Here is a 13,015-nt window from a genome sequence, read left to right as displayed (position 1 = left end):
ACTCTGTGGACACCGCGGCTCAGCGGTACTCGTCATCTCCCGGGTCCACGACACGGGACTGCTCGGCCGCGTCGGCCGGATCGCTCTCGGCGAGACCACGCTCGGTGAGCGGGGTGTCGCGCAGTCGCAGCAGCTCAAGGCGCTGCTCGGCGGCGTCCTCTGGGGGCGCCTCGTCGGAGACCTCCTCCGAGCCGGCTTCGTAGGTGTCCGGGTCCGCTGTCTCGTCGAGGAACTCGTCGAGGGACTCGGGGTCGGTTGGCTCCTGGGTCATGGTTCGTCACCTCCGGATGACCGACGGGTAACTCCAGCCTAGGCGCGTGCGGGCCGAGGGGCGAACGGGGAGACCCGAGGGGGCCGACGCGCCCGGCGGCCCAACACCGACGCGTGTCATGGGGGATGAGGGCTCGTACTATGGCGTCCATGCCATCCACCGAGGAGCAGCGCGTCGAGGCGGCACTCGCCGCAGCAGAGGGTTGGCCCGGGGTGCGCGCCGGGGAGACCATCAGAACCGTGACGCTGCCGGGGATGACGCTGGCGGTGCGGCGTCGTGCGGCCACCGCTGACGGTCTTGAGCCGGCGCTCCTGGTGCACGGCCTCGGCGGTTCGTCGCGCAACTGGTCGTCGCTGATGGAGCTGCTGGCCGGCGATCTGGAGTGCGAGGCCCTCGACCTGCCGGGGTTCGGCGCCTCCCCGCCGCCGGACAGCGGCGACTACTCGGTGATCGGCCACGCCAGGGCGGTGCTGCGCGAGTTGGAGGCCTCCGGGCGCGGCCCCGTGCATCTCTTCGGCAACTCGCTCGGCGGCTCCGTGGTCACCCGGGTCGCCGCCCTCAGGCCCGATCTGGTGCGCACGCTGACGCTGGTCTCGCCGGCGCTGCCCGAGCTGCCGCCGCAGCGCACCGCGTTGCCCACCGCGCTGCTCGGCGGTCCTGGCATGGGACGGCTCTTGCGGCGTATGACGCGCGCCTTGTCGCCTGAGCAGCGTGCCCGTGATGTCCTACATCTGTGCTACGGAGACCCATCGCGGATCACGCCCGAGGAATTCTCGGCGGCCAAGGCCGAGCTGGAGCGCCGCCAGTCCCTGCCCTACTTCTGGGACTCGCTCACCCGCTCCGCCCGGGGCCTGGTCAACGCCTACACGCTGGGCGGTCAACAGTCCCTGTGGCGCCAGGCCGAACGGGTCATGGTGCCCACGCTCCTGGTGTACGGCGTGCGGGACCGCCTGGTCTCCTACCGGATGGCCAGGCGCGCCAGCCGGGCGTTCGGCGCCTCGCGTCTGGTGGTGCTGCCCGAGGCGGGGCATGTCGCCATGATGGAGTTCCCCGATCTGGTGGCCGACGCGTTCCGCGAGTTCCGCGCGGCCACCGCGCCGGGGGGCTGAGGGCACCGGATGGAACGTCGTGACGGCCGAGTACCCGCACCCGATCGGCATCGGGGCGGGCCTGGCCCCGCCGAAGGCCGCGCCGGTGACCCCGGCCCGCGTCAGGACTATCTGGACGCCTTCGATGTCTTCGGGGCCCACGACACCTACGACCCGCTGCGGAGAACCGGCGAGCAGGCGGACGGCGTCCAGCGGGCGCCCTCCGTTCCGGCGCAGCGTTCCGGCGGCCGTCGGGCGCGCCCGATGAGCCCGGCCGCGTCCGGCAAGGGCGCTGGGCACCGCAAATCCCGGCAGGGGTGGGCGCGTTCGCTGCTCGGGGTGACATCGGCCGCGCTGGTCACGGTCCTGGTGGTGCTGCTGGCCGGGCAGCTGGCCCGACCGGACGAGGAGGACGCCCCCGGCCGGGCGGAGCGCTTCGCGCTGGAGCCGGACGGCGGTGCGGACGCGCGGCCGATGCCACCGGACGGGGCCGAGAACAGCGGCGAGGCCGGCGGCGGTGGTTCCGAGCAGGTCGACGAGCCGGTGGTCGAGCCCGGCCACGACGAGTTGATGGAGACGACCTTCCCGCTCGATCCCGATCTCACCGGATCGGGTGAGCTGGTCCCGGTGGCCGGCTCCGAGCCGGCGGCCGATCCCGACGCCCGCACCCTGCTGCGCTACCGGGTGGACGTGGAGGAAGGGCTGGGCATCGACGCGGAGTTCTTCGCCGAGGTGGTGCACCGCACGCTGAGCGACGAGCGCAGCTGGGGCAACGCGGGGGAGCGCGGCTTCGCCCGGGTCTCCGAGGGCGACTACGACTTCGTGGTCACCCTGGCCAGCCCGGGCACCACGGCCGACTGGTGTGCCCGCTCGGGCCTCGACACCACCGAGGACAACGTCTCCTGCAACTCGTCGAGCACCGAACGGGTGATGATCAACGCCTGGCGGTTCGCGCAGGGGTCGGAGACCTATGGCGACGAGATCGCCGACTACCGCAGGATGCTCGTCAACCACGAGGTGGGCCACCGGCTGGGCTACGGGCACGCGGTGTGCCCCGGCGAGGGCGCGTTGGCGCCGGTGATGATGCAGCAGACGAAGTTCCTCAGCATCGACGGCGTCACCTGCGCGCCCAACGCCTGGCCGCATCCGAACAACTGAGCAGGCGTCGGCCCCGTTGGTCCGATTCGTGCAAACGAGTGAACCCCTACGAAGTCACGATTATTCACCCCTTCTGATGGCGTGGCGGACAACCGTCCGGCGAGCCTCGCTGTCCCGGACATAGCGTCTCAGTCGCCGAGGTCCTCTTCTCGCGAGGTGATCAAGGCCCGTCGAGATCCTTCCTCCAGAGACGACGTCAGGGGGTGCGCCGGTGCGTGTGGCACTGCTCACCGAGGGTGGCTATCCGTATGCCCAGGGCGAGTTGGTCGGTTGGACCGACCGGCTGGTGCGCGGTCTGCCCTGGCACGACTTCGAGGTCCGCGCGCTCAGCCGAGGCCGACAGCAGGCCCGGGGCCCGCGCTGCCCGACGCCGCCGCAGGTCAGGCTGGTGCGCACCGCTCCGCTCTGGGGCCCGCCGCCAGGCGGCCGGCCGGGCCGGGCCGTGGCCAGGGGCTATGCGGCGGCCTTCGAGGAGTTAGCGATCGGCCTCACCGAGGACGAGCCCAGCGGTCCCGGCATCCTGAGGGACCGTTTCACCAACGGCCTGCTCGGGCTCGCCGAACTCGCGGCCGAGCACGGCGGTCTGCCGCGCTGGCTCGCCTCCGACCAGGCGATCGCCGTGCTGGAGAGCGGCTGTCGGCTGCCCGGCGCGCCGCGCGCCGCCGTGGGCGCCGGCATCGGGGATCTGCTGACCGTCGCCGAACGGCTGGAGCGCGCGCTCCGCCCGCTCTCGCTCGACTGGTACGGCGGCCCAGGTCTCGCGCCGGGGCTTGACGCGGTCGACCTCTGCCACGCGGTGGGCGGCGGCCCCGCCGCGTTGCCCGGGCTGCTCGCCCGGCATCTGCACGGCACCCCGCTGCTGGTCACCGAGTTCCGGGTGCGGCTGCGCGAACACCATCTGACCGCGCTGGCCGGTGCCGGGGCCGGGCATGTCGTCTCGCCGTCCGCTGCGCGGGCGCCGGTGCGCGCGCTGCTGGCGGCCTTCCAACTCCGCCTGGCCCGGGCCGTCTACGCCGCCGCCGAGCTGATCACCCCGGGCGACGCGCGGGCCGGCCGCTGGCAGCGGCGCTGCGGCGCCGACCCGGCGCGCCAGCGCCAGGTCCGGCAGGGCATCGATCCGCGCCCGCTGCTGGCCGCCGCCGAACGGGCCGCACCGCCACCCCTGCCGCTGCTGGTCACGGCAGGTCCGGTGGACGAGGAGCGGGACGCCGACGGGCTGCTCCGGGCGTTCGCGCTGGTGCACGCGGCCGAGCCGGCGGCCCGGCTGCTGGTGGTCGGCGGGCCCGCCGACTCCGGGGGGCTGCCGGGCGCCACGCCCGCCGTCCGCTGGTGCCCACCTGGCTCCGTGCTGGCGGGGGCGCGGGCCAGGGACGGCGGCCGGGCCGACTCCTGGGCCGGCGCCACCCTCGCGGTCTGCGTCGCGCCCCCCGACGGGTTCCCGCTGGCGCTGGTCGAGGCGATGTTCTGCGGCCTCGCCGTGGTGGCGCCCGAGCGGGGGCGCGCCGCCGAGACGCTGGGCCGGGCCGGGATCCTGGTGCCGGCGGGCGATCCCGCGGCGCTGGCCGCCGCCTGCCTCGCGCTGCTGCGCGATCCGGGCCGGCGCGAGCTGTTGGGTGCCAGGGCGAGGGCCAGGGCGCTGGAGCTCTTCACGGTCGAACGCGGCATCGCCGCCGTGGACGCCGGCTACGCCGAGGCCGCGCGCGGCGCGGTGCCCTTCGCCCAGGAGCGGGCATGAACGCCCCGGCCGATCCGGTGCGCGCGCTGCTGCGCGAGCACGACGAGCTCTGCGCCCAGGCCGTCGATCCGCTGGAGATCGCGGCGGGGCTTGAGGCGCGCGGCGTCGACGAGGCGACGGTCGCCCGCTGCCGGCACCGGGATGTGTTCTCGCTCGCCGAGGAGCTGCACGCGCGGGCGCCGTGGTCGCGCCCCCCGGCCTCGCGTCCGGTCGCGCGCCGGCCGGGTGCCGCCGCGCTGCTGCTGCCGCTGCTGCCCGGCGCGCTCACCGCGGCGGGGCTCGCGCTGCTGGCCAGGCTGCCGGCGGAGGCGGCGCCAGGGCGCACCGCGCTGGCGCTGGCCACCGGGGCGCTGACGCTGCTCGTCGTGCTGGCGCTGCTGGCGCGCCGGTCCCCGCCTGGGCTCGTCGGCCTGCTGGCGCTGCCGCCGGTGGCCTACGCCCTGGCCGGCGACGGGCTGTTGGACGAGCTGCTCCCCGGGCGCCAGCAGGAGACGGGCCCAGCCGCGGCCGTCGCGCTGCTGCTGGCGCTGGCCGTGGCGCCGGTCGTCTGGTGCCGGGACGGCTTCGGCCGGCGGGCGGGACCGCTGCTGGAACGGCGCCGGCTGCGGGAGTTCCGGGCCGGCGTCAGGGCGCTGTTGGCCCGTACGACGCTGCTGCTGGTCGCCGGTCTGCTGCTGGCGCTCGCGGTGGTGCGGTGCGCGCCGGCCTCGCTCACCGGCGGGGCCCAGCCGGGCGTGACCGCGCTGGCCTGCCTGGCCCTCGGGCTGCTGCTCGGCCTCGCCGCGCTGCTGGTCGGGTACGGCCAGCGGCGGGTGGCCGCCGGTGGTCTCGCGTTGGCCTGCGGGGCGGAGGCGCTGGCGTTGGCGCTGGTCAGCGCCTCCTGGGTGCCCGGGCTCGGCTCGTTGGCCGACCCCGTGGCCCGGCTGGTCGAGGCCGGTGGCCCCGCCGCCGTTCCGCTGCTCTCCTGCCTGGCCGGCTGCTGCTGGCTGCTGGCCCGCGCCGCCGTGGTGCTGCCCCGGGCCAGCGTGCACCGCGCGCGGCTGCCAAGGGCGCCGGCGCCGCGCCCGTTCGAGCTTTCCCTTCCCACGGCTACGGCCGAACCGTTCACACGCGAGGAGCACGACAAGCGATGACCGCACCACCCCCCACCGCCGTCCCGACCCCTGTGGGTTTTCGGGAGGTCGGCCGATGAGAGTGCTGTTGCTGGGCGCCGGTGGGTATCTGGGCCGTTTCGTGGCCGACCGGCTGCTGGCCGATCCCGCCGTGCAGCTGACCGCGCTGGGGCGCGGCGACGACGCGGATGTCCGTTTCGACCTGTCCACCGGGAGCCCGGGGGCGCTCACCCGTTTTCTCGACGCGGTGCACCCGGGGGTGGTGATCAACTGCGCCGGCGCGATCCGGGGGACGGCCAGCGAGCTGGCCAGGCACAACACGGTGGCCACCGCGACGCTCTGCGAGTCGCTGCGCCGCAGCGGCTGCCGCGCGCGCCTCGTGCATGTGGGCTGCGCCGCCGAGTACGGGCCCTCGCAGGTGGGCTCCTCGATCGCCGAGGACGCGGTGGCCCGCCCCGGCGGCCCCTACGGGGTGAGCAAGTTGGCCGCCACGGAGCTGGTGCTCGGGTCAGGGCTCGACGCGATCGTGCTGCGGGTGTTCTCGCCCACCGGCCCCGGCACGCCGGCCGGTTCGCCGCTCGGCCGGCTGGCCGACTCGCTGCGCCGGGCGATGCAGCACGGCGACAGCGAGCTGAAGCTGGGCGGCCTCGGCGTCCAGCGGGACTTCGTCGATGTGCGGGATGTCGCCAGGGCGGTGCACGCGGCGACGCTCTCCGCCGCCCAGGGCGTGGTCAACATCGGCACCGGGCACGCGGTGCGGCTGCGGGAGGCGGCGGCGGCGCTGGCCCGTATCTCCGGCTACGGCGGCACGCTGCTGGAGTTGGAGGGCCCGCCGGTGCCCCGGCAGCAGCCGGTTGCCGACGCCGCCGGCCTGTCCTCGCCGGCCTCGCCCTATCCGGACGGCTGCGGCGGCTGGCAGCAGGCGGATGTGCGCACCGCGCGGGACCGGCTCGGGTGGCGGGCCAGGATCGGCTTCGAGGAGTCGCTCGCCGACATCTGGATGGAGGCCGCCTGCCGGATGTGAGGGCCCCAGGCCCGGCCGCGGGGTCCCGGCCGCCGGTGCTCACCCGGTGGCCGGGCCCGTCTCGCGGGCTGGGACCGGTGTCTTGGAATGAGACCGTTCGTGGCAGTGTTGACGACAGAACGAGTGTTTCCCTATGACCATACGGAGTCCCCGTGTCGCTGCCCCCGCTGGTAGAGCCGGCCGCCGAGCTAACCGTCGATGAGGTCCGCAGGTACTCCCGCCACCTGATCATTCCCGATGTGGGGATGGCGGGGCAGAAGCGGCTGAAGAACGCCAGGGTGCTCGCCGTGGGAGCCGGCGGGCTCGGTTCGCCCGCCCTGATGTATCTGGCCGCCGCCGGCGTCGGCACGCTGGGCATCGTCGAGTTCGACGAGGTGGACGAGTCCAATCTGCAACGGCAGATCATCCACAGCCAGTCGGACATCGGCCGCTCCAAGGCGGAGTCGGCGAAGGACTCCGTGCTGGGCATCAACCCGTATGTGCGGGTCAACCTGCACCAGGAGCGTCTCGACTCCTCCAACGTGATGGAGATCTTCGCCCAGTACGACCTGATCGTGGACGGCACGGACAACTTCGCCACCCGCTATCTGGTCAACGACGCCTGTGTGTTGCTGAACAAGCCCTACGTCTGGGGTTCGATCTACCGCTTCGACGGTCAGGCGTCCGTGTTCTGGTCCGAGCACGGCCCCTGCTACCGCTGCCTCTACCCGGAGCCGCCGCCGCCCGGCATGGTCCCCTCCTGCGCCGAGGGCGGCGTGCTCGGTGTGCTGTGCGCCTCGGTCGGCTCGATCCAGGTCACCGAGGCGATCAAGCTGCTGGCCGGCGTGGGTGACCCGCTGGTCGGGCGGCTGATGATCTACGACGCCCTGGAGATGAACTACCGCCAGGTCAAGGTCCGCAAGGACCCGGACTGCGCGGTCTGCGGGGAGAACCCGACGGTCACCGAGCTGATCGACTACGAGGCGTTCTGCGGCGTGGTCTCGGACGAGGCCCAGGCCGCCGCCAGGGACTCCACGATCACTCCCGGGCAGCTCAAGGAGTGGATCGACGGCGACGAGAAGATCGACATCATCGATGTCAGGGAGCCCAACGAGTACGAGATCGTTTCGATCCCGGGGGCGCGGCTGATCCCCAAGAACGAGTTCCTGATGGGCACCGCGCTCAGCGATCTGCCGCAGGACCGGCGGATCGTGCTGCACTGCAAGACCGGCGTCAGGTCGGCCGAGGTGCTCGCGGTGCTCAAGGACGCGGGCTTCGCGGACGCGGTGCACGTCGGCGGCGGAGTCATCGGCTGGGTGAACCAGATCGAGCCGGAGAAGCCCGTCTACTAGGGACGCTCGTCCACCACGGCGCCGGCCCGGGACCTCGTGCGAGGTCCCGGGCCGTGGCGCGTTCCCGGCGCGGGCTCAGCCCTGGCAGACCAGGCCGTCCTCGGGGACGGCGCCCGTCAGCAGGTGCGCGTTGACGGCCTCCACCACGCAGGCGTCGCCGCCGGTGTAGGCGCCGTGGCCCTCACCGTCATAGGTGAGCAGCGGCGCGACCTCGGGGCCGCCCATGGCGTCCCGCATCCGTTCCGCTCCCGAGTGCGGGGTCGCCGGGTCGCCCGTGGTGGCCACCAGCAGGATCGGCTCGGCAGCGCCGGTCGCGTCGTAGTCCTGCGGCTCGGCCACCTCGGTCACCGGCCAGTGCTCGCCGCAGCCGGCCAGCCCCCACACCATGTAGCGGCCGAAGACCTCCGAGGTCTCGATGAACTCCTCCTCGTGCGCGAGCAGTTCCTCCGTCGACATGCCGCCTGGCTGGTCGGCGCAGCGGATCGCGGTGAACGAGTCGTTCTGCGAGGAGTACGCGCCGGTCGCCGGGTCGCGGCCGTTGTAGAAGTCGGCGAGGAAGAGCAGCAGCGAGCCGGCACCCTGCTCCCGCACCTCGGTCAGCCCCAGCGTGAGGTACTCCCAGGTCTCCTCGGAGTAGAGCGCGGAGACGATGCCGGTGTAGGCGAGCAGCGAGGTCAACAGCCGGCCGTCGGGGTCGTCCGTGGGGAGCGGCTCCTCCTCCAGATCGTCGAGCAGCTGGCTGAGCCAGCGTGTGCCGGCGGCGACATCGTCGCCCACCGGGCAGCTCGCCCGCTGGACGCAGTCCTCCAGGTAGTGATCGAGCGCCAGTTGGAAGCCACCGGCGTCCAGCAGGCTCTGGTGCAACGGATCGGGGTCGGGGTCGACCACCGCGTCCAGCACGGTGCGGCCGACCCGTTCGGGGAAGAGGTTCGCGTAGGCGGCGCCCAGCTGGCTGCCGTAGGAGATCCCCACGTAGTTCAGCCGTTCGTCGCCCAGCACATGGCGCATCAGGTCCAGGTCACGGGCGGTGTTGGCCGTGGTGACATGGGGCAGCAGGGGCCCCGAGTCGGCGACGCACCCCTCGACGTACTCCAGGTCCTGGCGGTCGGCGACGGCCTGTTCGGCCTCGGTGTCGGGGAGCCCGGTCAGCTCCTGGGAGGCGGCGTCCCTCGTGGGGCCGTCCTGGCATTCGATGCCCTCGCTCTCGCCGACCCCGCGCGGATCGAAGCTCACCAGGTCGAAGCCGCCGACGCGCAGCTCCTCGTAGTCCTCGGCGGCGAGCGGCAGGGTGGCGACGCCTGAGCCGCCGGGGCCGCCGAAGTTGAAGAGCAGCGAGCCGATCCGGTCCTCGCCGCCGGCCGGCGAGACGACCCGGTTCAGGGCCAGGTCGATGGTGTCGCCCTCGGGCTCCGCGTAGTCCAGCGGGACGGTGAGGTCGGCGCACTCCCAGCCGGTGCCGTCCGGGAGGTCGTCGGGCGGCGCGGTGGCCATCGGATCCTGCGCCGCGGACGGGGTGGGGCAGTCGGACCAGTCGAGCGTCTGGGTGCCCAGGGCGTCCGGCAGTTCGGGATAGCTCCCCGGCTGGTCGGCGCCCGCACGCTCCGGCGGCCGGCCCGAGTCGTCCGAGCTACAGGCGGCGGTGAGCGCGATCAGTGTGGTCGCGGCCACGCCGACGGATATGGACTTCCGCGAAATCATCATCGTCAACACACGGTACCGTCGGCCGGCGCGGTGCCGGCGAGCAGATAGGCGAGCACCGCGTCCGTCACGCAGGAGTCGCCGCCGCCGAACGCGCCATGGCCCTCGCCCTCGTAGGTCAGCAGCACGCCGACCCCCGCGCCCAGCTCCTCCCGCATCCGTTCGGCGCCGGCATACGGAGTGGCCGGATCGCCCGTGGTGGCCAGCAGCAGGATGGGGCCCGCGCCGTCGGCCGCCACCGGGGGCTGCTCCCGATCCCCGACGACCGGCCAGTCGGCGCACGACAACAGCCCCCACAGCAGCCGTTCGCCGAAGACGGGCGAGGCGGCGAGAAACGCGTCGCGCTGTTCGTCGACCGTCGCCACGGTGGGGCGGGACGCGAAGTCGGCGCAGTTCACGGCGGTGTTGGCGGAGCTCAGATTGCGGTAGCGGCCCTCGCTGTCCCGCCCGTTGTACCGTTCGGCGGCGCGGAGCAGCAGATCGCCCCTGCCGTCCTCCCGCGCCTGTCTGATGGCGTCGGTGAGATAGGACCAGGAGCCCTGCGAGTAGAGCGCCGACAACACGCCGGTGATCGCCAGGTCCTGGGTGAGGTGCCGCCCCGACTCGGTGGGCAGCGGTGTCGCCCGCAGCTGGTCGAAGAGCGCGGTCAGCGTCGCGTGGCCGGCGGCGCCGCCCTCGCCGGTCGGGCAGTCGGAGACGACGATGGCGCAGTGGTCCAGATAGTTGTCCAGGGCGAGTTGGAAGCCCTCGGCCTGGAGCAGCAGCCGCTCGGCATGGCCCCTGGTGGGGTCGACCACCGCGTCCAGCACGGTACGGCCCGCCCGGCGGGGGAAGAGGTGGGCGTAGGCCGCGCCCAGCCGGGTGCCGTAGGAGACGCCGAAGTAGTGCAACTGCTCGTCGCCCAGCGCCCGGCGCAGCAGGTCCAGGTCACGGGCGGCGTCGACGGTGCCGACATGCGCCAGCAGCTCACCGTTGCGTTCGGCGCAGTCGGCGGCGTAGTCCCGGTTCGCCGCCAGCAGCTCGCGCTCCTCGTCCTGGGTGCGCGGCGGACCGGGGTACTCCTGGGCGGCGCGGTCGAGCTCGTCGTCGTCCCGGCAGACCACGCCCGCGCTCTCGCCGACCCCGCGCGGATCGAGACTGACCAGGTCGTAGGCGGCGCCGAGCGTCTCGTACCGGTCCGCCGAGCGCGGCAGGGAGGCGACGCCTGAGCCGCCGGGGCCGCCGAAGTTGAAGACCAGCGAGCCGATCCGGCTGCGCGGATCGGTGGCGGGCGCCATGATCAACGCCAACTCGACGGTGTCGCCCTCGGGTTCGGCGTAGTCGACCGGCACGGTCAGGGTGCCGCACCGCCAGGGGTCGCCCGGCGGGTCGCCCGAGCCCTGAAGCGGCGAGGGGGCCGGGCACGCGCCCCAGTCCACGGTCTGCTCGGTCAACCGCTCGGGGAGCGGCGGCAGGACCTCGTCGCGGGGCTCGGGGCTGGCCGGCGCCGCGTCCTGGGGGGTCGGGTCCCCCGGGTCCTGCGGGGGCGGCGAGCCGGAACAGCCCGCGACCAGCAGCGCGGCCACGGCCAGGGTGACGACCGTACGTATCCCACCCCCGGGCATATGCCAACTCCCTGTCGGTTACCACCAGTTTTGACCTCCTTGGAGGCTACCCGCCCGACCGCCGGCCGGGCACGGGCGGTCGGGGGGCGGTCAGTCGCAGGTGGTGTCGTCGTCCGGCACCTCGCCGTCCAGCAGATAGGCGTTGGTGGCGTCCCGGACGCAGCCGTTGCCGCTGTTGTAGGCGCCGTGGCCCTCGCCCTCGTAGGTCAGCTCGACCGCCACGTCGTCGCCCAGCGCCTCCGCCATCCGCGCGGTGCCCGCGTAGGGGGTGGCCGGGTCGCCCGTGGTGCCGATCAGCAGGATGGGATCCGCGCCGTCCGCCGAGACGTCCGGGTGCGCGGCGGCGCCGTCCACCGGCCAGTAGGTGCAGTGGAGCAGCCCCCAGGCCATCGGCGGGCCGAACACCCGCGACGAGTCCTCGAACTCCTCCAGCGCGTCCCGCACATCCCGCTCGGTGTGGCGGCGGTTGGAGTCGGCGCAGCCGATCGCGGTGAGCGAGGACTGGAGCGTGGTGTAACTCCCGTCCGGGTTACGTCCGTTCATCGCGTCGCCCAGGGCCAGCAGCACCGTGCCGTCCGGCTCGTCGTCGGCGAGCGCGTCGTCGAGGCCCTGGCTGAGATAGGGCCAGAAGTCCTCGGAGTAGAGCGCCTGGGCGATGCCGCCCCAGGCCAACGCCTCGGTGAGCTCCCGGCCTTCGGGGTCCCGGGTGGCCAACGGGCGTTCGCGCAGCTCGGCGAGCAGCTCCGTCAGCCGGTCCTCGGCCTCGTCCTGATCGCCGCCGAGCGGGCAGTCGTCCGATTCGGCGCAGCTGTCGAGGAAGCTCTCCAACGCCAGTTGGAAGCCCTCGGCCTGTCCTCTGGCCCCCTCCTCGGTGCTGCCCGACGGGTCGACCACGGCGTCGAACACCGCCCGGCCCACCCGGTGGGGGAAGAGGTGCGCGTAGACCCCGCCCAGCTCGGTGCCGTAGGAGATGCCGAAGTAGTACAGCCGGTCGTCGCCGAGCACCGCGCGCATCAGGTCCAGATCGCGGGCGGTGGCCGTGGTCGTCAGATGCGGCAACAGCTCTCCCGAGCGCTCCTCGCAGCCGTCGGCGAACTGGCGCAGCCGATCGGTGTACGCGCGCTCGGCGGCCCGGTCCCGCGGGGCCAGCTCGGCGGCGAAGTACTCGTCCAACTCGGCGTCGTCCAGGCAGCGCACGCCCTCGCTGTCCCCGACGCCCCTGGGGTCGAAGCTCACCAGGTCGAAGCGTTCCCGCAGTTCGGCGTAGTCGTCGCCGAAGGCCGGCAGGGTGACCACGCCGGAGCCGCCGGGGCCGCCGAAGTTGAACAGCAGCGAGCCGATCCGGTCCTCGTCGTCGGCCTCGCCGCGCGCCCGGACCAGGGCCAGGTCGATGGTCTCGGCCGCCGGCTCCGTGTAGTCCAGCGGCGCGGTCATCGTGGCGCACTCCCACGCGCCGCCGTCCGGCAGCGGGGTGGGCGTCGCCGCGTCGTCGCCCTGCGAGGCGTCCGGCGGCGGGCAGGGCGCCCACCGCAGCCGCTGGTCGGTGAACGACGCCGGTAGGTCGTCGGTGTCGACGGCCCCACCGTCCCCGTCGTCCTCGGCCTCGGCGCTGCCGCCGGCACAGCCGACCAACAGGGCGCCGGCGACCACGGCCGCGGGAACGAGCAGGCGGGCTCGGATCATGGTGACGGCTCCCATCGCACGCTTCCGACGGCTCCCACGCTGGTCCCCTCGCCGGTCGGGCGCACCCGGGCACCGGTCAACCGGGTGAGCGCCACCGAAGCGGGACGCCTCCCGGCGCGGCCGGCGGCGATGGCCTGGTGGGCTGTCCGGTGCCGGGCGTGGGGCCTGCCGGGGTGGGCCGTGTGGCGTCAGCGATGTCAACGGCCCGATGGCCGGGCCGACCACGCGTACCGCTCCCGCACCCTCACCCAACTGGCAACCCGTCGGCCGCCACTCGGCTGACCGGCGTCTGTTCGCCGGCTGGCGCTGGG

The 13,015-nt window shown here is 73.9% G+C and carries 10 protein-coding genes; 6 read left to right on the top strand and 4 right to left on the bottom strand.

What is annotated here, in order from left to right:
- Positions 1 to 19: 19 nt before the first annotated feature.
- The gene (locus tag K4G22_RS09080; RefSeq protein ID WP_228079374.1) at positions 20 to 271 is read right to left on the bottom strand and encodes a hypothetical protein; all 252 of its coding nucleotides are present in this window, start codon (positions 269 to 271) and stop codon (positions 20 to 22) included.
- Between the two features lie 149 nt (positions 272 to 420).
- Between K4G22_RS09080 and K4G22_RS09075 the strand changes: the two genes are divergently transcribed.
- The 6 genes from K4G22_RS09075 (at position 421) to moeZ (ending at position 7,719) form a co-directional block, all read left to right on the top strand.
- Positions 421 to 1,380, top strand: a complete 960-nt coding sequence (locus tag K4G22_RS09075; protein ID WP_425336635.1) for an alpha/beta fold hydrolase — start codon at positions 421 to 423, stop codon at positions 1,378 to 1,380.
- 9 nt (positions 1,381 to 1,389) lie between these two features.
- Positions 1,390 to 2,517 (top strand): DUF3152 domain-containing protein, encoded by a 1,128-nt coding sequence (locus K4G22_RS09070; RefSeq protein WP_228079373.1) that lies wholly within the window; start codon positions 1,390 to 1,392, stop codon positions 2,515 to 2,517.
- A 211-nt stretch (positions 2,518 to 2,728) separates the two neighbouring features.
- Complete coding sequence (locus K4G22_RS09065) at positions 2,729 to 4,252, top strand: DUF3492 domain-containing protein (RefSeq protein ID WP_228079372.1); 1,524 nt, start codon at positions 2,729 to 2,731, stop codon at positions 4,250 to 4,252.
- Positions 4,249 to 5,385, top strand: coding sequence for a hypothetical protein (locus tag K4G22_RS09060; RefSeq protein WP_228079371.1), 1,137 nt, complete (start codon positions 4,249 to 4,251; stop codon positions 5,383 to 5,385). The genes K4G22_RS09065 and K4G22_RS09060 overlap by 4 nt, the downstream gene beginning before the upstream one ends.
- A gap of 55 nt (positions 5,386 to 5,440) precedes the next feature.
- Complete coding sequence (locus tag K4G22_RS09055; RefSeq protein WP_228079370.1) at positions 5,441 to 6,388, top strand: SDR family oxidoreductase; 948 nt, start codon at positions 5,441 to 5,443, stop codon at positions 6,386 to 6,388.
- Positions 6,389 to 6,540: 152 nt separating this feature from the next.
- Positions 6,541 to 7,719, top strand: coding sequence for an adenylyltransferase/sulfurtransferase MoeZ (moeZ, locus tag K4G22_RS09050; RefSeq protein ID WP_228079369.1), 1,179 nt, complete (start codon positions 6,541 to 6,543; stop codon positions 7,717 to 7,719).
- A 75-nt stretch (positions 7,720 to 7,794) separates the two neighbouring features.
- Here the strand turns inward: moeZ and K4G22_RS09045 are convergent, their stop codons facing one another.
- The 3 genes from K4G22_RS09045 to K4G22_RS09035 form a co-directional block, all read right to left on the bottom strand.
- Positions 7,795 to 9,420 carry an alpha/beta hydrolase gene (locus K4G22_RS09045; protein WP_228079368.1) on the bottom strand — a complete coding sequence of 542 codons (1,626 nt, stop codon included), beginning with the start codon at positions 9,418 to 9,420 and terminating at the stop codon, positions 7,795 to 7,797.
- Between the two features lie 2 nt (positions 9,421 to 9,422).
- The gene (locus K4G22_RS09040) at positions 9,423 to 11,021 is read right to left on the bottom strand and encodes an alpha/beta hydrolase (RefSeq protein ID WP_228079367.1); all 1,599 of its coding nucleotides are present in this window, start codon (positions 11,019 to 11,021) and stop codon (positions 9,423 to 9,425) included.
- Between the two features lie 90 nt (positions 11,022 to 11,111).
- Positions 11,112 to 12,704, bottom strand: coding sequence for an alpha/beta hydrolase (locus K4G22_RS09035; RefSeq protein WP_228079366.1), 1,593 nt, complete (start codon positions 12,702 to 12,704; stop codon positions 11,112 to 11,114).
- Positions 12,705 to 13,015: the final 311 nt, after the last annotated feature.

The organism is Streptomyces profundus, assembly GCF_020740535.1.
Lineage (GTDB): Bacteria > Actinomycetota > Actinomycetes > Streptomycetales > Streptomycetaceae > Streptomyces > Streptomyces profundus.
The sequence above is the reverse complement of the archived record's forward strand: the minus strand, read 5'-3'. Positions and strand labels throughout refer to the sequence as shown.

Bases quoted from the DNA above. Each gene is read 5' to 3' on its own strand.
- K4G22_RS09035 (WP_228079366.1), bottom strand. From the start codon at position 12,704: ATGATCCGAGCCCGCCTGCTCGTTCCCGCGGCCGTGGTCGCCGGCGCC.
- K4G22_RS09060 (WP_228079371.1), top strand. From the start codon at position 4,249: ATGAACGCCCCGGCCGATCCGGTGCGCGCGCTGCTGCGCGAGCACGAC.
- K4G22_RS09040 (WP_228079367.1), bottom strand. From the start codon at position 11,021: ATGCCCGGGGGTGGGATACGTACGGTCGTCACCCTGGCCGTGGCCGCG.
- K4G22_RS09045 (WP_228079368.1), bottom strand. From the start codon at position 9,420: ATGATGATTTCGCGGAAGTCCATATCCGTCGGCGTGGCCGCGACCACA.
- K4G22_RS09070 (WP_228079373.1), top strand. From the start codon at position 1,390: ATGGAACGTCGTGACGGCCGAGTACCCGCACCCGATCGGCATCGGGGC.
- K4G22_RS09080 (WP_228079374.1), bottom strand. From the start codon at position 271: ATGACCCAGGAGCCAACCGACCCCGAGTCCCTCGACGAGTTCCTCGAC.
- K4G22_RS09075 (WP_425336635.1), top strand. From the start codon at position 421: ATGCCATCCACCGAGGAGCAGCGCGTCGAGGCGGCACTCGCCGCAGCA.
- K4G22_RS09055 (WP_228079370.1), top strand. From the start codon at position 5,441: ATGAGAGTGCTGTTGCTGGGCGCCGGTGGGTATCTGGGCCGTTTCGTG.